Raw genomic sequence first — 19,737 nt, forward strand, 5'->3', positions numbered from 1 at the left:
CCGTCATCCGACTCATGACGGACAGAAATAGCGGAGAAAAAAGAAAAAATGTCCGCCATGGAATTCCATGACGGACATAATGCACTATTTCGTGAATTTCACAAACAACTTATTCACTTCCCTGGCTGTTTCCGGGCTGGTGATTCTGGCAATTTGCTTGATGAGTGCCGTTCTTTCTGAATCATTAAAGATATTGACCTTTTTACCGCGTAAGTATCCGGCGATTTTATCTGCCTGTGCCTTTGTTATGGATATATTGAATTGAGAGGCGTATTTCAGCAGCTCATCCGCCGTAATGTTGCCTATTTTATGGTTAATGATATTTTCAAAAATAGCCAAAGATCATCACTCCTTCATAGTAGGGTATGTGCCCAGTTTTAAATTCGTGACAATTTTCTTGAGGGGAGAAGTTCTTTTGTTTACTTTATGGGCAGTAAGAGATATACTACATTAAGTAAATCGGAATGATTCTTATTTTGCAGGTGATAAAAGTGGATACGAATGACTATATCGTCCAGGTACAGGATGTATATTACCGATACGATAAAGAGAATGTACTTGAAAATATAAACCTGTCTATTCATCGAGGTAGCTTTTTGGCAATCGTTGGTCCTAATGGATCCGGAAAGTCGACGCTGCTGAAGCTGATGCTTGGTCTCATCAAGCCGCAAACAGGTACTATCCGTCTGTTTGGACAGGATATCAATAAGTTTAGGGAGCAGCATAAAATCGGGTTTGTGTCGCAAAAGGCCAATTCCTTTAACACAGGCTTCCCTGCTACTGTTTTTGAGGTAGTGGCCAGCGGGTTGACGAAAAAACTTGGTCTGTTCCATTTTTTAAAGAAAACTGACCATGTAAAGATTAAACAGGCGATTGAATCTGTCGGGATGGGGAAATTCTTGGACAGGAATATTGGTGAGCTTTCTGGCGGCCAGCAGCAGAGGGTGTTCATTGCCAGGGCACTGGTGAGCGAACCGGAATTGTTGATCCTCGATGAGCCGACAGTCGGTGTCGACGTCCAGAATGTAAACTCCTTTTATGAAATGCTCGAAACACTTAACAAGGAGAAGGGCATTACTTTGCTTTTGGTGACGCACGATATCGGGACGATTTCCGAAAAAGTCACAAATGTAGCATGCTTGAATAAAAATATGCATTTCCATGGAAGCGCAGAGGAATTCGAACAATTGAAGCTGAATGATGTGTCAGAGATATATGGGCATGATGTGCATGTATTGACTCATGATCATCATCACGAGGGAGGGCACCATCATGATTAGTGGACTGATGCAATATGAGTTTTTGCAGAATGCCTTTTTGACTGGCATGATCATTGGTGTAATCGCTCCCCTTCTCGGTGTTTTCATTGTGGTAAGAAGGCTTTCCCTTATAGCCGATGCCCTTAGCCATGTTACCTTGGCGGGAATCGCAGCAAGCTTGCTGCTTGAGAAAAAATTCATGGTTTTCAGCGGCCTCAACCCGCTTTACATGGGAATGGCTTTTTCGGTTGGCGGATCGCTGTTCATTGAAAAACTCCGCACGGTTTATAAGCATTATCAGGAACTGGCCATCCCGATCATCCTTTCGGGTGGAATCGGCCTCGGTGTTATTTTTATTTCACTTGCCGACGGCTTCAATACGGATTTGTTCAGTTATTTATTTGGGAGCGTTAGCGCGGTAAGCAGGGCGGATTTATGGACCATCTTGGTCATCAGCATCCTGGTGATTGCACTCGTTGCTTTACTATACAAAGAGTTGTTTCTGTTATCATTTGACGAAGAATATGCGAGGGCAACCGGAATTGCGGCAAAGTCATTGCACTTTATTTTCATCATCATGGTGGCGCTGGTGATCGCGGCTTCCATGAGGATCGTTGGCATCCTGCTTGTTTCGTCCCTTATGACTTTGCCGGTGGCAGCAAGCATTCGGTTCGCCAAAGGGTTCAAGCAGACGATCTTCTTTTCCATCCTATTCGGTGAAATTTCTGTGCTGGGCGGCTTGTTCCTGTCCTACTACATGGACCTTGCACCTGGGGGAACCATTGTCATGATTGCTGTATTCATCCTTGTGCTGGCTATCTGGCTAAAAAAACGCAGTGCAACAAGATCCATTTAAAGAGGTGATACCATGAATGTGAATGAAGCAATGAACCTGCTGAAGGAACAGGGGTATAAACATACAGGTAAGCGCGAGGACATGCTCCAGATGTTTTCCGACCATGATAAATATTTGACGGCACGTGATGTTCTTGAGCAAATGAAGGAGAATTACCCTGGATTGTCATTTGATACGATCTATCGTAATTTAAGTGTGTTTGTCGAGCTGGGGATTCTGGAGATGACGGAGCTATCAGGAGAAAAACATTTCCGTTTTACCTGTTCACATAAAGAGCATCATCACCATTTCATCTGCCTTGACTGCGGAAAAACAAAAGAGATTGAGACTTGCCCAATGAGGAATATCGAATCAAGCTTTAAGGGCTATGATATTTCGGGCCATAAATTTGAAATATACGGAAGATGCCCGGACTGCATACACTAGGGCCCTCTATTCCGTCCAATATTGAAATGAAAAAACGGCCATCCGAAAAATGGCCGTTTAGCTGTTTTCTATCCAATTTCTTACCCACTTATTGGCTTCCTGCCAGTTGTTTACTCGAATGACGCCATCAGGGATTGGCTCCCGGTTATAAGGGGTGTCAAAAAGGATGACTGGAATCTTCAGTTTTTCATGCAGATTGACCGCATTATCATGTTTATCCTCAAAGAAAATATCCACATCATATTTCCGTGCTGCCTGAATTTTATCATGAGAACCAATCAGGTGAATATCATGATACTTAAGTTCATTGGCGGTAAACCACTCTTGAGTAAGTTCAAGTAAATGTGTGCCCCGCGCGCTGATGAAATACAATTCATGCTCACTTTCCCAGCTTTTCAGGATTTCCTTTGCACCGGCTGCTAAAGGGGATTTGGAATAGATCACCGGTTCCATTTCTTTGAACCATGCTGCAAACTCTTTTTCACTCACGGTTACAAGCGGCATAAAATCATACTGCTTGATATCATCAAGAGTAATATCCAAATCGAATGCTTCGTTCAAATACGGTACAAATGTAGTGGGACAGGTGACTGTTCCATCGATATCTATGCCAAAACGTCTTTTCATAGTCTGCTCCTTAAACAATGATCTCCTTTTAATTTTACCAAATAAGAACAGCCCGCAAAAGATTTACTTTTTCGTGCCTTAGTTAAACATTGCCATGATGAAAACCATTCCACTCGTAAACAATAATAAATGCTCCACTTAAGAAAGCGAGGGATTAAAGTGGCAGACCAAGAGCGAAAACAGATTGGTACCGAATATATTACTGAACCTAAGCAGGATGTCATTACTATAAGGGACGCGCGTGACGAGATCTACCAGGAGGAAACAGCAACAGAACTGTATACTCCTTCGCGTGATGAGCATTATCAGGAAATGACAGCAATCGCCGAACCTGGGCGCGATGAGCACTACCAGGAAATGACGGCAATTGCCGGACGCGGCCGTGACGATCACTATCAGGAGATGACTGCGATTGCCGGGCCTGTTCGTGAGGAACGTTATGATGAGGAGACAGCGGCTGAAATTGCTGCTCCTGCCCCCCCTGCTTTCAGAAGAAGGTCAGAAGAGGAAAGTACAACTGGAGGACGGGGCCTTGCATACTCGGCTCTTGCCCTATCGATCTTGTCGCTGTTTATTTTACCTGTTCTTTTCGGAGCAGCTGGAATTGTCCTTGGCTTCATGGCCCGCCGCCGTGGTTCCTCAATCGGCACTTGGGCGATTGGAATAGGGACAATCTCCATTCTGGTTGGCATCTTTATCCTTCCGTTTTTTTGACGGAAAATGCCACAAAAAATGCCCGGGCATCCCGGGCATTTTTTGTGATTATTTTTGGAGGGCAGCTTCCTGAAGCTTCTCCTCAGCGATTTTATCGATTTCTTTCTTTAATTCCTCTACCATTGTTTCCTCAGGTACTTTACGGACAATTTCTCCTTTGCGGAAAAGCAGTCCTTCCCCTCTGGCGCCGGCAATGCCGATGTCAGCTTCACGCGCCTCACCTGGGCCGTTCACAGCGCAGCCAAGAACGGCTACTTTGATTGGTGCCTTGATTTTTGAGATGTATTCTTCCACCTCATTGGCGATGCTGATCAAATCGATCTCGATCCGTCCGCAGGTTGGGCAAGAAATCAATGTGGCGGCATTGGCAGCCAGGCCGAACGCCTTTAATAGCTCTCTTGCTACCTTTACTTCCTCTACCGGATCTGCACTTAGTGATACCCTGACCGTGTTCCCGATCCCTTTGCTAAGGATAGCTCCCAGGCCAGCAGCACTTTTTACAGTTCCGGCAAATAAAGTTCCTGATTCGGTGATTCCAAGATGCAGCGGATAATCGAAGGCCTTCGCCGCTTTCTCATATGCTTCAATCGCAAGGTTCACGTCAGAAGCCTTCATGGAAACGATAATATTGTGGAAATCAAGATCTTCAAGGATCTTGATATGGTGCAAGGCACTTTCCACCATGCCATCCGCAGTAGGATAACCGTATTTTTCAAGAATTCGTCTCTCTAGTGATCCGGCATTCACACCGATCCTAATCGGAATACCCTTCTCTTTTGCCGCCTTTACAACAGCCTCTACCTTTTCGCGCTTGCCGATATTTCCGGGGTTGATCCTGATTTTGTCGGCTCCCCCTTCGATTGCTTTAAGCGCCAGGCGGTAATCAAAGTGGATATCAACAACCAACGGTATATTGATTCGCTTTTTTATTTCAGAGATCGCATTGGCTGCTCTTTCATCCGGGCATGCGACGCGGACAATCTGGCAGCCTGCTTCTTCAAGGCGTTTGATTTCGGCAACAGTCGCTTCGACATCATGAGTCTTGGTGGTTGTCATACTCTGGATGACCACTTCATTGTTGCCGCCAATAGTTAAATTCCCAACCTTGATCGGGCGGGTTTTGGTACGATGTATTATTTCACTCAACAGTGATTCGCTCCTTTAAACAATGGAATTCATGTAAAAGTTCCTAATGATGCACAACCCCATTTTATCAATCTTTTGTTCAAATTGACAAGGAAAGACTTCTTTAGTTAGGCTTTGTTAATTTTGACTGCTGTAATCCGGGAATTTATAGGTATCGCCAAATTTGATTTTCTGAGGGTCTGTCCCTCCATTAAGCTGTTTAAAGTCTTCTACCGCTTGTGAAACCGGCACTGCGAGCGGTTTTTCTGAGTTGCTGTCGAGTACAGAAAGTACCGTATCGCCAGGCTTGACTTCATGCTCGAAATAAGGAATCTTCTCCTTAGCCAGACTATCAGCTTCTTCTATTTCTGCTTCTCTTAATTCGGGTTCTGGTGTATTCGCAGCCGGAAGCGTTCCTATGCTTAAATCATTATAAACCGCATATGCTAAAACCAGGAAAACCAGGAATCCTGCCAGTTTTTTCATGGAACTTTCCTCCTAAACAGCTTATATCATTATTTATGCTGGAAAAATAGAGTTAAGAACCAATTTAATAGAAAAAATACCTATTAATTTTTTGGGTCAGGTAGATAGGGTTTAAGCTGGACTGAATCAGGGAGTTGGGTAGAAACTAAAAAATGCGCCAGGGGCGCATTTTTAAATCTCTTCATTTTTTTGCACAGGTGGTATTTCTTTTATTGCTAATAGAAGAATCATCGATGCGACAAACCAGTTAATGGCAAAACTAAATGGCACAGTCGTTTTAAGGAATGCCATCAATGTGAAAAACAGAGTGGGAAGAGTTGTGCTGTAGGCGGACATTCTCCATACATGTCTGTATTGAAGTCTCCTTCCGGCAAGGTTTTTTAATAGTAAACCGAAAAGGGCCAGTATCGAGACTTCTATGAATTTCATGCCTGCAGAAAAAACAAAAATGATAATAAACAGTAGTCCTAGCATAACGGGGAGAGAAGACTCAGCCGTTTCAATTAGGGATTGAACATCCTCTTTGGATAAGTCCCCACTCGAGAAAAGGGAATAGGGAGCCGTATGGGTTTGCCCGCCAGCACTTAGGACAACTTCATGCTTCAGCATTCCGATTGTAGCCTCCATATTCGTCATATCTTTTTCTTCTACTGTGCCCGTTGAATCAAAAATGATCGTGAAATGATCTCTTTTCAAGGTGACAGGTGCCTTAATATCCGATTTCAGCACGCCTTCTTCTATTGAAAAGGAAGGCAATTCATTTGTAACAGCTTGTTTTGCGGAGTCAATTGCTTCGGAAATGGTAGTAAACATATAGAATATAACTGGCAAAATGGATAGTAACGTTAATAAGAAAACAAATAGAATGGTTTTGCCGATACCCTGAAAGCGGGTGGTCGCAATATCTTTAGGTGAATACAGACTTTTGGCCATTTGGGTAAAAAGATTCATCAATACACGTCCTTTAATAGATTCCATTGTCTATTTTAGCTTTACAAAGGAGATAATAACAAGTAATTCAAATCGCTTTTGTAACATTTCTGTAACAAAACTCAGTAATGTTAAGCTATTGTAAATTTGAAGCTTAAACAGTTTACTTTTTATTCATAAATCCCTGATAATGATTTTGTTTGTAGATGTTTGTCGAAATAAATCTAGGGGTTGAAAAAATGGAATTGAATTTACAAGAAATGCTGTTTGAATTCTTTGGGGGTCTTGGAATTTTTTTATACGGCATTAAATTCATGGGAGATGGGCTGCAAAAATCAGCTGGAGACCGCCTCAGAGAGGTGCTGGATCGTTTTACGACCAACCCGGTGATGGGTGTTTTAGCTGGTTTGATCGTAACGGTACTTGTCCAAAGCAGTTCAGCGACAACTGTTATCACGGTCGGGCTGGTAAGTGCCGGTTTCATGACATTGCGCCAGGCAATCGGAGTCATTATGGGTGCCAACATTGGTACGACAGTGACTGCCTTTATCATTGGTATCGACGTGGGTGAATATGCTCTGCCAATCATTGCCGTTGGTTCAATACTGTTATTCTTCTTTAAAAATAAAAAAGTCCATAACGTTGGACAAATTGTTTTCGGCTTTGGTGCTTTATTCTATGGATTGGAATTAATGAGTGGCGGAATGAAGCCGTTGCGCAGTCTTGAAGCCTTCCACGATTTGACTGTGGAACTAAGCTCAAACCCATTACTTGGAGTTGTCATCGGTACGCTATTCACAGTGATCGTTCAGAGTTCAAGTGCAACGATTGGTATTCTTCAGGGCTTGCACGCTGAAAACCTGATCAACCTTCAGGGAGCTCTTCCAGTATTATTTGGTGATAATGTTGGGACAACCATCACAGCTGTCCTGGCTGCCATCGGCACTTCTGTTGCAGCAAAAAGGGCTGCTGCTACCCATGTATTATTCAATTTAATAGGTACAACACTGTTTTTAATATTATTGAAGCCATTTACCATATTGATAGAAATGCTCAGGGATCAACTTTCTCTTAACCCTGAAATGACTATCGCTTTTGCTCATGGGATTTTCAACACGACGAATACCCTCATCCAACTGCCATTTGTTGCAGTATTGGCGTTAATCGTAACCAAGCTGATTCCCGGGGAAGACTCGATTGTCGACTACAAGGCACAGCATCTTGATCCGGTATTCATCGAACAATCACCGTCTATCGCGCTTGGCCAAGCTAAAGAAGAAGTTCTACGCATGGGTAAGTTTGCGTTAAAGGGACTTGAAGAAACAAATGAATTTTTGAAAACAAAAAATACCAAGCATTCCGGGAATGCTTATCAGCTTGAGGAAGCCATTAATAATCTTGACCGCAAGATTACAGACTATCTGGTGGACCTTGCGACAAGCTCTTTATCTGAACATGAGTCTGAAGAACACAGCATGTTGATTGACACTGTTCGGGATATTGAAAGAATCGGCGACCATTTTGAAAATATCATCGAACTGATTGAATACCAGCAGGCTAACAAGGTGAGAATGACAGACACAGCCATGGATGATCTTGAAACAATGTTCAACCTGACTGTGAGTACGGTCGAAGAGGCATTGCAGGCTCTTGATCAGAAGAATTTTGATGCAGCCCGGGCGGTTGTAACAAAAGAAGATGAAATTGACCGCATGGAACGGACATTAAGAAAGCAGCACATTCTGCGTATGAATGAAGGTCAGTGTTCTGGCCAGGCTGGAATCGTATTCGTCGATATCATCAGCAACCTTGAGCGAATCGGCGACCATGCAGTAAATATCGCAGAGTACGTTTTGGGAGAACAGAAATAGTGGTAAAATAAGCAAGGGGAGACCCTTGCTTATTTTTATCTTTAGATTTCAAAGTCTGCAGTGAAAAGGGTGGATTGTATGGATGCATTATACTGGTCAATAATAGGGCTATTGTTCGCAGGCGCATTTGCCAGCCTGGTAATACCGATCCTGCCAGGTGTTCTTTTCATGCTGGGCGGTTTTATTCTATATGGTGTTTTTTATTCTTTTGACCCATTTAACTGGTTCTTTTGGACGATTCAGGGTGCGTTTGTAGCCCTGTTGTTCGGTGCAGACTATATTGCGAACATCATCGGTGTCAAAAAGTATGGGGGAAGCAAGGCTGGTATATGGGGAAGCACAATCGGACTGATCGTGGGACCTTTTGTCATCCCAATTGTCGGTATCCTCGTCGGTCCGTTTATCGGAGCGGCAATTGCTGAATTGCTGGTCAATAAAAAGAACCTGAATGATGCAATTAAAATCGGTTTCGGTTCAGTGGTGGGATTTGTCAGCAGCGTAGTGACGAAAGGCGTCATCATGGCAATCATGCTTGTTTATTTCTTCCTGATCATATAAAAAATCGTGCTGAAGCAGCACGATTTTTTTATTTATTCACAGAAATCAATTCAAACCGCAGATTTCAAATGAACAATTCTGGCAATCGACTTCCCGCTTTAAATAGCTAAGGTTCTTTACAGTGAATTTTAGCTGGTCATAGGCAATGATGTCTTTTTCGCGCAATTCCTTCAGCATCCTTTGGATTACTTCACGGGTTCCATAGGTTAGATTGGCCAGTTCCTGGTGTGTAAGCGGCAAATCAATCAGGATTCCTTCATCTGTCATCACGCCGTAACTGTTGCATAGCCTGATCAATATGGAGTACAATCCGCCTTTTTTTCCGTTCATGATCAGGTCCTGGCACTTCATTTGTGCCTTGAGGTATCTTGTGCTTAGCCAATTCACCAGTGCGTTCATCGCGGTTTTATCGTTAAGGACAAATTCCTCGAACTGTTCTCTTTTGATCATCAGGACTTCACAGTCTGTCAGCGTCTTTGCAGAAAAATGATATCGCGGAGTATGCTTGAACAATTCATATTCTATAATCATTTCTTCACCATGCAGGATTTTAAGGATGAATTCCTTGCCCTTCATGTGGACACGGCCGACCGAGACACTTCCACTCAGGATAATATAAACGTTCTGAACATTTTCATCTTCCTGAAAAAGGATGGTGTCCGCTTTGATTTTTTGAATCGTTTCCTTATCAATGAAGCTTTGTAAAATTAAACTATATAATGATATATTTTTGTCCATCAGGATCGTCTCCTTAGTATTCCTCTCTATACTTTGATTTAAAAGAATTGTTGCTACTGTGTCAATTGTGTTTTGGGAATAAATGGGTATGTTTTTGGAGAGGTGCGACAAATATCGTTGACACCACTGCATTCGGGGAATATTGACGATTTTCTGAAACTTTATCCCTACTCTTAAATCCAGTTGATTGGAGTGTAAGGCACTTATGCTCTTTCCAAACGTAAACTTGTCGGAAGTATCGCTTAGTTCGGACTGCTTGTGCTGAATATCCTCCAAACCAGGCGGAAGTTACCGCTACTTCGGACAGCTTTTCCTGCATTTCCTCCAAACCTGTCTGAAGTAGCCTCAGGTTCGGACAGCTTTTCCTGTATTTTCACTTAACCTGTCTGAAGTAGCCTCAGGTTCGGACAACTTTTCCTGTATTTCCCCCAAACTTGTCTGAAGTTGCCTCAGGTTCGGACAGCTTTTCCTGCATTTCCTCTAAACCTGTCTGAAGTTACCGCTACTTCGGACAGCTTTTCCTGCATTTCCCCCAAACCTGTCTGAAGTTGCCTCAGGTTCGGACAACTTTTCCTGTATTTCCCCCAAACTTGTCTGAAGTAGCCTCAGGTTCGGACAGCTTTTCCTGCATTTCCTCCAAACCTGTCTGAAGTAATTTCTACTTCGGACAACTTCTCTGGATTTGCACTTAACCTGTCTAAAGTAGCCTCAGGTTCGGACAGCTTTTGCTAGATTTGCACTTAACCTGTCTAAAGTTGCCTCAAGTTCGGACAGCTTTTGCTGCATTTCCCCCAAACCTGTCTGAAGTTGCCTGTTCCGCCTTTTCATCATGCATAAAACATAATAAGTTCATGGTCTTGTAAGCCCATCAAAAACTTTAGGAATAAAAAAAGAAGGATCGGGGAAGTTTATTCTTGTTAAACCAAAGCATTTTATTTGAAACCATTACCGTTCTTTGGTAATCTAATCATGAAGCACTTTTAGAACAATTCTAATTACTGAATTGTATGAAAGATTGTTCCGAAAGTGGAACACGATACATAGGAGGATGTTAAAAATGGCATTTGAATTACCACAATTACCTTACGCATATGATGCACTTGAGCCACACATCGACAAGGAAACAATGAATATCCACCACACAAAGCACCACAACACTTATGTGACAAATCTTAACAACGCTTTGGAAGGAAACGAAGAACTTCTAGCTAAATCTGTTGAAGAAGTCGTTTCTAACCTTGATGCTGTTCCTGAAGCTGCACGAACTGCAGTTCGCAACAATGGCGGCGGACATGCGAACCACTCTCTATTCTGGCAAGTCATTTCTCCGAACGGAGGCGGCGAGCCTACTGGAGAATTAGCTGAAGCAATCAACTCAAAGTTCGGCGGATTTGAAGGCTTCAAGGAAGAGTTCTCTAAAGCTGCAACTACTCGCTTTGGCTCTGGCTGGGCTTGGCTAGTTGTTAACAATGGCGAGCTTGAAGTGACTAGCACTCCAAACCAGGACTCTCCATTAATGGAAGGTAAGACTCCGATCCTTGGATTGGATGTTTGGGAGCATGCTTACTACCTGAACTACCAGAACAGAAGACCAGAATACATTGGTGCATTCTGGAACGTTGTTAACTGGGAAGAAGTTAGCAAGCGTTTCGCTTCTGCAAAATAATAGAGTGAAAATGCGAGAGGCTGCAGTAATTGCAGCCTCTCTTTTTATTTTGTCAAGTTTTGCTTAGAAAGACCCTCCAGAAAACTGAATAACCCCGATTGCTTTGTTAGAAACTACCCAAGAGAAAAGGGGAGTCGATCATGAGCAAAGTAAACAAATTATTAGGAGACATTGAGCTGACAAAGGATTTGGCGCTCCTATTGATTATTGGGGGTTTGTACTCATTAAGCATTGCCCTTTCAAATACTTTCGTTAATATCTATTTATGGAAGCAATCCGGCGAGCTAGCCGATTTGGCAATGTATAACCTATCGATTGTCGTTGCCCAGCCTCTCACCTTTATCCTCGCTGGGAGATGGGCAAAGAAGGTCGACAGGGTCATTGTGCTTCGCATTGGTGTTATCTTTCTGGCACTGTTTTATGTCACGGTTTTGTTTGTGGGCACCAAAGCATCCGATTTTTTATTACTGTTGGGTGTCCTTTTGGGAATAGGCTATGGTTTCTATTGGCTTGCATACAATGTCCTCACCTTTGAGATCACGGAGCCTGAAACGCGTGATTTCTTCAATGGATTTCTCGGAATTTTAGGTTCTGTTGGAGGCATGATCGGACCGGTGGCTGCGGGTTTCATCATTTCAAGACTGGAAAAGCTGACAGGTTATACAGTGGTATTCGGACTATCACTGGGATTGTTTTCAATCGCTGTTTTATTGAGTTTCTTCCTGAAGCGCCGGCCTGCGCACGGCAAGTACTGGTTCCGGCGGATTATTACTGAAAGGAAGCATGACAAAAATTGGCGGATGGTTACAAATGCGCATTTTTTCCAGGGACTCAGAGAAGGGGTATTTGTGTTCATCGTTTCCGTTTTCGTTTTTATTGCCACCGATAGCGAAATGGCTTTGGGTACCTATGGATTGATTAATTCCGGGATATCATTTCTTGCTTATTACTTTGTATCCCGTACCCTGAAAAAAGAATATCGGAAACAAGCAATTCTAGTCGGCGGACTGATTCTGTTCCTTGCGATCTTCCTGATTGTATTTGACCTCAGCTACTTCCGGCTTCTCTTATATGCTGCAATGATTGCAGTTGCTTACCCTCTACTCCTTGTTCCTTACGCTTCAATGACCTACGACGTGATAGGGCGCGGCTGGAAAGCGGCTGAAATGAGGGTTGAATATATTGTCGTCAGGGAATTATTTTTGAATCTGGGCCGTGTCACTTCAATATTATTATTCCTGCTGGCAATTAATCTGTTCAGTGAGAAAGAGGCGATCCCCATCCTTCTGGTCATCCTTGGAAGCGGCCATACAATGATTTACTTCTTTATAAGGAAAATTCACTTAAAAGCTGCATAGCCTGGAAGACTTCCAGAAGTACCAGCAAAAGGACCGGGCGTAAAGCCCGGTTTTCATTCTGCTGGAAAAATATTCTGGTGTTGTTTATTGATAGAAAAAGATGATGATTTTAGTTAAAATAAAGGATAGTCAATAAGCCATGGACATACAGACTGAAGAGGTGGGAGAGGCTTGAACAAAAAGAAAAAGAAAAAAACGCATGTGCCATTCAGGCTGAATATGGTGTTTTTTGCGGTGTTTGTGTTATTTTCGATGCTGATTCTAAGGCTGGGCATCGTTCAGATTGTTTACGGTGAGGATTTTAAAAGGGAAATCGAACGGACAGAAGATGTGACCGTAAATAATCCTGTTCCAAGAGGGAAAATGTATGATCGGAATATGAAGGCAATTGTCGACAATACCCCGAGCAATGCAATCACCTATACCAAGAGCCAGAGCACCCAAACGAAGGAAATGCTCATGGTAGCAGAAAGACTTGCGAAATTAATCGTCAAGGATTCAGAAGATGACCTAAAGAAAGTCCGTGAAAGAGACAAAAAGGACTACTGGATCTTAACGAATGAAGAACGCGCCCGAGAAAAAATCACAGAAAAAGAATGGGCACAGTATGATGAAAAAAAGCTTGATGATAAAGCTATATACAATCTTCAGCTTGAGCGCATCACTGAGAATGAGTTGAACGAGTTAAAAAAGGATGATTTGGAAATCCTTGCAATTTTACGGGAGATGATGAGCGGTTATGCGCTGTCTCCTCAAATCGTCAAGAAAGATTTGACGCCTGAAGAGTTCGCGATTGTAAGTGAAAATCTCGAAATGCTGCCTGGAGTGGACACCACGACAGACTGGGAGCGTCAATATAGCTATGATAAAACACTCAAGACAATCCTGGGGAAGGTTAGTGATTCCGAAAAGGGACTTCCAAAAGAAAAGCTTGAGTATTATCTTGCGAGAGGCTATAGCAGGAATGACAGGGTAGGTTTAAGTTATATCGAGCAGCAATATGAAGATGTCCTGCACGGACAGAAAGCAAAGGTAAAGAACATCACCGATAAAGGCGGAAATGTTTTAGATACCAAAGTGATCTCTGAGGGTCAGCGTGGGAAAGACCTTGTGCTGACAATTGACATGGATTTGCAGTTAGCTGTGGATAAAATAATTGAAGAAGAATTGCTGAAGGCGAAGCAGACATCGAGAACGGGACTTTTAGACAGAGCATTTGTCGTATTGATGGATCCTAATACAGGAGAAGTTTTGACGCTGGCAGGTAAGCAGATTGTCAGGGATGAAGAAACAGGCAAAAATGTCATGCAGGATTTCGCGAGCGGCAATTTCACGACTTCATATAACGTCGGGTCTGCAGTTAAAGGTGCCACAATTTTGACAGGTTTCAGCACTGGGGCGATCAGTCCAGGTACACAGTTTTATGACACACCGATTAAAATTAAAGGCACCAACCCGAAGAAGTCCTGGAAAGCGGGATTGGGTACATTGGATGACCGCAATGCCTTGAAAGTGTCATCGAATGTGTATATGTTCAGGACTGCAATCAATATTGGAAAAGGAAATTATAAGTATGATCAGCCATTGTATCTTGAGCCGCAGGCTTTTGATACAATGAGGAATCATTTCAGCCAATTTGGCCTTGGCGCAAGGACGGGGATTGACCTGCCAAATGAAATGATCGGTTTTAAGGGTACCGAAAGAAGGCCAGGTCTCTTGCTCGACTTTGCTATCGGACAGTACGATACGTACACCCCGCTTCAATTGGCACAATATGTTTCAACGATCGCAAACGGCGGAAACAGACTTCAGCCGAGAATTGTCAAGGAAATCAGGGAACCGGTCATGAAAAATGATGAGGTTGGTCCTGTTGTCAATGAATTTGAGCCTGTCATCCTGAATAAGGTTGATGCCAAGCCTGAATGGTTCGACCGAGTGCAGGAAGGATTCAGGAGAGTCATGCAGGAACCTGGCGGTACAGCATATGGAGCATTTTATACCGCTGATTATAAACCAGCCGGGAAAACAGGGACTGCACAGGCATTCTATGATGGACCCAAAAGGAAAAATTATGACAAGCCTCCAGAAGTCATGAACTTAAGTCTTGTTGGATATGCTCCATATGAGAATCCGGAAATCGCCATTGCTGTCATGGTCCCATGGGCATATGAGGGCAATACAGGTCACCATGCAAATAATGATATCGGCCGAAGGGTCCTTGATACGTATTTTGAATTGAAAAAGAAACGTATGGAAGGAAATATGAACCCGGAACAACCGGTACAGGAAGTTGAAAAGAAAGAAGCAGGAACGGAACTATTAGAAGAAATTACAGAAGATATCGAGCAATAAATATCCTTAAACTGTCTCACATGAGGCAGTTTTTTTTGTGGTTTGGGAATACTATGCCCAACCGACAAACCATACAATACTTGTTTTCGACAGGAGTATACATCTTTCTCGCAAATTTACAAAACCTTTACATTAAGTTAAAACATCCTTAAAAGAAAAACAGTATTCTTGGTCTTGTAGGACAAAACAACCACATCTCGTAGGAGGAATTTAAGAATGAAGAGTCTTAAAAAGATGAGCCTGTTTTTAATGCTTGCAGCTGTAATGGCATTCACGGCAGCTTGCGGCGGTGGAGATAACGAAGGTGGAAACGGGGAAGAACTAGAAGGCAGCGTCGTCATTGACGGATCTGGTACAGTTTATCCTTTGATGGCACGTATGGCTGAGAACTATATGGGCGAACAGGAAAACGTCTCAGTAGAAGTAAGCCGCTCCGGAACTTCGGCAGGTTTTAAGAAATTCCTTGCTAAAAACGGAACTGACTTCAACGATGCTTCTCGTCAGATTAAGGACGAGGAAAAAGCGAAAGCTGAAGAGCTTGGCATCGAAGTACAGGAAATGAAGGTTGCACTTGATGGTATTACAATCGTTATCAATAAAGACAATGACTGGGCTAAAGAGCTCACTGAACAAGAAGTAAAAGATATTTTCCTTGCAAGTGCCGGTAAGAAAAAATGGTCAGATGTTCGTGCTGATTTCCCGGATGAAGAAATCAAGACTTATGGCCCTAATGAAAACCATGGAACCTACGAATTCATGTTTGAAACAATCCTGGAAGAACAGGATCTTCCAGAAAACATTAACTTACAGCAAGATTACTCTACTTTAGTAGACCTTGTTTCTAAAGATAAAAACGCGATTGGATTCTTCGGTTATGGTTACTATGAGAGCAATAAAGACAAGCTTTCTGCAGTTAAAGTCGACTTCGGCAAAGGACCGGTTGAACCTTCACTGGATACAATCAAAGAAGATGGTGATTACGCGCCATTCACTCGTCCTGTTTTCACATATTTGAATGTGAACCAGGCGAAAGAGAAGCCACAAGTACTTGATTATGCAATCTACACAATGAACAATGCACAGGATGTATCGAAAGAAACTGGTTTCGCACCATTATCAGATGAAGACATCAAATCAACTCTTGATACATTGAATGGAATGAAGAAGTAAATCCTTTACCACCAGGAGATGAGAGGCAAGACCTTCTCATCTCTTGTGTGTGTTTTTAAATTAATACATGATCCCTGGGGTACTATAAGGGAAAGTTCTTCCTTGGATGAGAAGGATGAAAGGGGTTTTTCGCATGGCAAAAAGCGTTGTTCACGAGAACGGCAAAAAGTTGAATGTTCGTGAGATGATTTCTGAAAAGAAAAAGACGAAGAGCTTTACAAATTATACTGAAAAGTTCATCCCTAAAATTTTATTTGGGATTGCAGCAATCTCTGTCCTGACGACAATCGGAATTGTTCTTACATTATTAACGGAAACAATCGCCTTTTTTAAAGACGTTCCATTCATAGATTTCTTCACTGGCACTAAACTGAAGCCTTTGGGGGAAAATGCGGTATTCGGTGTTTTGCCATTATTGACCGGAACTCTCATTTCCACCGCGATCGCTATGCTTGTTGCGATCCCTGTTGGCCTGATGACTGCCGTATTCCTGAGTGAGTATGCTTCTGAAAAGACACGCAGGCTGTTAAAACCAATTCTTGAGATTCTGGCAGGCATACCAACCATTGTATATGGATTCTTTGCCTTTACTTTCGTAACACCTTTATTAAGGTCATTTGTCCCGGGGCTGGAACCAACAAATATTCTCAGTCCAGGAATTGTCATGGGAATCATGATCATCCCGATGGTCGCTTCACTGTCAGAAGATGCCATGAGTTCCGTGCCAAATGCGATGAGGGAAGGTGCATTGGCCCTTGGTGCAACAAAGCTTGAAGTAACCTGGAAAGTGGTCATTCCCGCAGCGATTTCTGGTATCATCGCGTCGTTTGTCCTTGGAATTTCGAGGGCTATAGGCGAGACGATGATTGTGACGATCGCAAGTGGAAGTTCGAAGAATTTCACTTTTGATGTCACACAATCGATGCAGACAATGACCGCTTATATTGTAGAAGTAACCGGCGGGGAAGCCGCAGCAGGCTCAACGTTATACTACAGCCTGTATGCAGTTGCCATGACTTTGTTTGTATTTACGCTGATTATGAACCTGGTTGCCCAGTATATCTCTCGAAAGTTCAGGGAGGAATATTAATATGAAATATGTAGATTCCACTCAAGTCCAGAAAAAAATGGGCTCGCGTTTATTGGCCAATAATCTGGCAAAGGCACTCTTTTTCCTTGCAACCATGTTCGGACTTATTGTACTGGTTGTTTTGATTTATCGAGTTCTTAAAGACGGATTACCATGGATCAATATGGACTTCCTTATGAATCGATTATCGACTGATCCAGAAAGAGCAGGCATCTGGGGAGCGATTACGGGTACATTTTGGCTAATGCTCGTAGTTGCACCGGTGACAATGCTGCTTGGTATTGGTACTGCAATTTATCTTGAAGAATATGCGGCAAAAGGCCGTATAGCATCTTTCATTAAAACGAATATTTCCAACCTGGCCGGTGTTCCTTCAGTAGTGTTTGGAATCCTTGGCCTGACAGTGTTCGCCAGAGCTCTCAATTTGGGATCCGTAGTCCTTGCAGGAGGATTGACGATGGCATTGCTAGTACTGCCAGTAGTAGTTGTGGCAAGCCAGGAAGCCATTCGCGCAGTACCACAATTCCTGCGTGAAGCTTCGTACGGCATGGGTGCCACCAAATGGCAAACAATCAAAAATGTTGTTTTGCCAGCTGCAATTCCGGGAATTCTTACTGGTGTAATCCTGGCGCTTTCACGGGCGATAGGTGAAACGGCGCCGCTTGTTGTTATTGGTATTCCAGCACTGTTAATACCTATTCCAGACGGAATCTTTGATAAGTTCACGATTCTGCCGGTGCAAATTTATTATTGGACAATTGACTCTGCTCTTGTTGCCGAATATGCCAACCTGGCAGCTGCGACAATTGTCATTCTGTTACTAGTGTTATTTGTGATGAATTCAATTGCCATTTTAATCCGCAATAAATTCCAAAAGAGATATTAGTCTGGGAGGTTTTAACTTATGTCAGCAGTGACAGAGAAGACAAAAGCAACAGTGAAATCCGACACGGTGAAAAATGCTCCAGAGAATACCAAGGTTGTTTATGAAACAAAAGACCTTAACCTATGGTATGGTGAAGGACACGCATTAAAAAATATCAACCTCGCGATCAACGAAAATGAAGTGACTGCAATCATTGGCCCTTCCGGGTGTGGTAAGTCGACTTACATCAAAACTTTGAATCGGATGGTTGAACTAGTTCCTTCGGTCAAGATTTCTGGGGAGATTTTATACAGGGGAAGAAATATCCTTGAAAAGTCCTATCAGGTCGAGGATCTGAGAACGAGTGTAGGGATGGTCTTCCAGAAACCGAATCCATTCCCGAAATCAATTTATGATAATATCGCTTATGGACCGAAAATCCACGGGATTCGTGATAAGAAAGTACTTGACGAAATTGTTGAGAAAAGCTTGCGAGGTGCCGCAATCTGGGATGATGTAAAAGATCGTCTGAACCAGAATGCATACGGCCTGTCGGGCGGACAGCAGCAGCGTATCTGTATCGCAAGAGCACTTGCAATTGAACCGGATGTCATCCTGATGGACGAACCGACGTCAGCACTTGACCCAATCTCAACCCTGAAGGTCGAGGAGCTTGTACAGGAATTAAAGAAAGATTACAGCATCATCATCGTTACGCATAATATGCAGCAGGCTGCGCGTATTTCCGACAAGACTGCATTCTTCCTGAATGGAGAAGTCATCGAGTTTGCTGAGACGGATAAGATTTTCTCAAACCCATCAGATAAGAGGACGGAAGACTATATTACCGGTCGTTTTGGTTGATGGACAATCTTGAATTTTGATTGGAAGGATGAGGACAATGGTAGTAAGAGGGAAATTCGACGAAGACCTGAAGACACTGCATGAAAAATTACTTGAGCTCGGGAATTTTGCTGTCCATGCGCTAAACCAGTCACTGGTGGCGCTTGAAAACAAAGATATTGAACTTGCTCTGAAAATCCTTGAAGATGATGCCGAAGCAAATATCCTGGAAGAAGAAATCAATGATTTTGCTATACTTTTGATCGCCAAGCAACAGCCGGTTGCTGTCGATTTAAGAAGGTTGATTGTTGCGATCAAAATCGCAACTGATATTGAAAGAATGGCGGACTTCGCGGTCAATATTGCGAAATCAACAATCCGGATTGGAAAAGAACCGCTTGTTAAACCGATTGAGCACATCAAACAGATGCATCAATTATCAGTTGAAATGCTTAAACTTTCATTGGAAGCTTATAATGAAGAGGACCTTGGTAAAGCAAGGCAAGTGGCCCAGATGGACGACCAGGTCGATGATCTGTACGGGCAAACGATCAAGGAATTGCTGAGCCTGGCTCAGACCAAACCGGAACAGCTTGCCCAGATCACTCAGCTATCATTCATCAGCCGTTATCTCGAACGGGCAGCTGACCATGTAACAAATATAGCCGAAAATGTTTTTTACCTTGTCAAAGGGAAAAGATATGATCTGAATCAATAAGACGAAAGAGCAAGGGAAATCCTTGCTCTTTTTTAGTATTAAAAAAAGCCCCTCGATATCGAGGGGCTTTTGCGTTCGGTGATTG

At 42.9% G+C, this 19,737-nt stretch carries 20 protein-coding genes; 14 read left to right on the forward strand and 6 right to left on the reverse strand.

Translation table 11 applies throughout. The features are described from left to right. Window positions 1-84: 84 nt before the first annotated feature. On the reverse strand, window positions 85-339 hold the full coding sequence (locus J7E38_RS00600) for a DUF2624 domain-containing protein (RefSeq protein ID WP_214704539.1): 255 nt from the start codon (window positions 337-339) through the stop codon (window positions 85-87). 152 nt (window positions 340-491) lie between these two features. Between J7E38_RS00600 and J7E38_RS00605 the strand changes: the two genes are divergently transcribed. From J7E38_RS00605 to zur, 3 genes are read left to right on the forward strand one after another with little or no spacing between them, the layout of a single operon-like run. Then, on the forward strand, window positions 492-1,280 hold the full coding sequence (locus J7E38_RS00605) for a metal ABC transporter ATP-binding protein (RefSeq protein WP_353049926.1): 789 nt from the start codon (window positions 492-494) through the stop codon (window positions 1,278-1,280). Next, the gene (locus tag J7E38_RS00610; protein ID WP_214704537.1) at window positions 1,273-2,115 is read left to right on the forward strand and encodes a metal ABC transporter permease; all 843 of its coding nucleotides are present in this window, start codon (window positions 1,273-1,275) and stop codon (window positions 2,113-2,115) included. The genes J7E38_RS00605 and J7E38_RS00610 overlap by 8 nt, the downstream gene beginning before the upstream one ends. 12 nt (window positions 2,116-2,127) lie before the next feature. Then, window positions 2,128-2,541, forward strand: a complete 414-nt coding sequence (zur, locus tag J7E38_RS00615; protein ID WP_214704536.1) for a zinc uptake transcriptional repressor Zur — start codon at window positions 2,128-2,130, stop codon at window positions 2,539-2,541. Window positions 2,542-2,598: 57 nt separating this feature from the next. Here zur and J7E38_RS00620 read toward each other — a convergent pair whose 3' ends face one another. Further along, complete coding sequence (locus J7E38_RS00620; RefSeq protein WP_214704535.1) at window positions 2,599-3,168, reverse strand: 5' nucleotidase, NT5C type; 570 nt, start codon at window positions 3,166-3,168, stop codon at window positions 2,599-2,601. 159 nt (window positions 3,169-3,327) lie between these two features. On the opposite strand from J7E38_RS00620, the gene J7E38_RS24245 reads away from it, so the two are divergent. Beyond that, on the forward strand, window positions 3,328-3,882 hold the full coding sequence (locus J7E38_RS24245; RefSeq protein ID WP_214704534.1) for a DUF4190 domain-containing protein: 555 nt from the start codon (window positions 3,328-3,330) through the stop codon (window positions 3,880-3,882). Window positions 3,883-3,930: 48 nt separating this feature from the next. Here J7E38_RS24245 and ispG read toward each other — a convergent pair whose 3' ends face one another. From ispG to J7E38_RS00640, 3 genes are all read right to left on the reverse strand, one after another. After that, on the reverse strand, window positions 3,931-5,028 hold the full coding sequence (gene ispG / locus J7E38_RS00630) for a flavodoxin-dependent (E)-4-hydroxy-3-methylbut-2-enyl-diphosphate synthase (protein WP_215038047.1): 1,098 nt from the start codon (window positions 5,026-5,028) through the stop codon (window positions 3,931-3,933). 117 nt (window positions 5,029-5,145) lie between these two features. Further along, complete coding sequence (locus J7E38_RS00635) at window positions 5,146-5,493, reverse strand: LysM peptidoglycan-binding domain-containing protein (RefSeq protein ID WP_214704533.1); 348 nt, start codon at window positions 5,491-5,493, stop codon at window positions 5,146-5,148. A 171-nt stretch (window positions 5,494-5,664) separates the two neighbouring features. Further along, the gene (locus J7E38_RS00640; protein WP_214704532.1) at window positions 5,665-6,444 is read right to left on the reverse strand and encodes a DUF1189 domain-containing protein; all 780 of its coding nucleotides are present in this window, start codon (window positions 6,442-6,444) and stop codon (window positions 5,665-5,667) included. Window positions 6,445-6,662: 218 nt separating this feature from the next. Here J7E38_RS00640 and J7E38_RS00645 point away from each other — a divergent pair, with 218 nt between their 5' ends. Both J7E38_RS00645 and J7E38_RS00650 read left to right on the forward strand, forming a co-directional pair. Further along, on the forward strand, window positions 6,663-8,294 hold the full coding sequence (locus tag J7E38_RS00645; RefSeq protein ID WP_214704531.1) for a Na/Pi cotransporter family protein: 1,632 nt from the start codon (window positions 6,663-6,665) through the stop codon (window positions 8,292-8,294). A gap of 78 nt (window positions 8,295-8,372) precedes the next feature. Beyond that, a complete protein-coding gene (locus J7E38_RS00650; RefSeq protein WP_214704530.1) occupies window positions 8,373-8,852 on the forward strand; it encodes a DUF456 domain-containing protein in 480 nt (159 codons plus the stop codon). A gap of 45 nt (window positions 8,853-8,897) precedes the next feature. Here J7E38_RS00650 and J7E38_RS00655 read toward each other — a convergent pair whose 3' ends face one another. Then, window positions 8,898-9,590: a Crp/Fnr family transcriptional regulator gene (locus tag J7E38_RS00655; RefSeq protein WP_214704529.1), complete on the reverse strand. Its 693-nt coding sequence runs from the start codon at window positions 9,588-9,590 to the stop codon at window positions 8,898-8,900. A gap of 1,057 nt (window positions 9,591-10,647) precedes the next feature. Here J7E38_RS00655 and J7E38_RS00660 point away from each other — a divergent pair. From J7E38_RS00660 to phoU, 8 genes are all read left to right on the forward strand, one after another. Next, window positions 10,648-11,256: a superoxide dismutase gene (locus J7E38_RS00660; protein ID WP_214704528.1), complete on the forward strand. Its 609-nt coding sequence runs from the start codon at window positions 10,648-10,650 to the stop codon at window positions 11,254-11,256. Window positions 11,257-11,396: 140 nt separating this feature from the next. After that, window positions 11,397-12,614, forward strand: a complete 1,218-nt coding sequence (locus J7E38_RS00665; protein ID WP_214704526.1) for an MFS transporter — start codon at window positions 11,397-11,399, stop codon at window positions 12,612-12,614. A 219-nt stretch (window positions 12,615-12,833) separates the two neighbouring features. Further along, a complete protein-coding gene (locus J7E38_RS00670; protein ID WP_251030167.1) occupies window positions 12,834-14,966 on the forward strand; it encodes a peptidoglycan D,D-transpeptidase FtsI family protein in 2,133 nt (710 codons plus the stop codon). Window positions 14,967-15,182: 216 nt separating this feature from the next. Beyond that, window positions 15,183-16,136, forward strand: coding sequence for a PstS family phosphate ABC transporter substrate-binding protein (locus tag J7E38_RS00675; protein WP_214704523.1), 954 nt, complete (start codon window positions 15,183-15,185; stop codon window positions 16,134-16,136). Window positions 16,137-16,269: 133 nt separating this feature from the next. Further along, window positions 16,270-17,226: a phosphate ABC transporter permease subunit PstC gene (pstC, locus tag J7E38_RS00680; RefSeq protein ID WP_215038055.1), complete on the forward strand. Its 957-nt coding sequence runs from the start codon at window positions 16,270-16,272 to the stop codon at window positions 17,224-17,226. A 1-nt stretch (window position 17,227) separates the two neighbouring features. Beyond that, window positions 17,228-18,112 (forward strand): phosphate ABC transporter permease PstA, encoded by an 885-nt coding sequence (gene pstA / locus J7E38_RS00685; RefSeq protein WP_214704521.1) that lies wholly within the window; start codon window positions 17,228-17,230, stop codon window positions 18,110-18,112. An 18-nt stretch (window positions 18,113-18,130) separates the two neighbouring features. Further along, window positions 18,131-18,955 (forward strand): phosphate ABC transporter ATP-binding protein PstB, encoded by an 825-nt coding sequence (gene pstB, locus J7E38_RS00690; RefSeq protein WP_214704519.1) that lies wholly within the window; start codon window positions 18,131-18,133, stop codon window positions 18,953-18,955. A 37-nt stretch (window positions 18,956-18,992) separates the two neighbouring features. Beyond that, complete coding sequence (phoU, locus tag J7E38_RS00695; RefSeq protein ID WP_214704518.1) at window positions 18,993-19,652, forward strand: phosphate signaling complex protein PhoU; 660 nt, start codon at window positions 18,993-18,995, stop codon at window positions 19,650-19,652. The last annotated feature ends 85 nt before the right edge of the window (window positions 19,653-19,737 follow it).

The sequence above is a fragment of the Bacillus sp. ISL-35 genome, from assembly GCF_018613355.1.
Lineage (GTDB): Bacteria > Bacillota > Bacilli > Bacillales > Cytobacillaceae > Mesobacillus.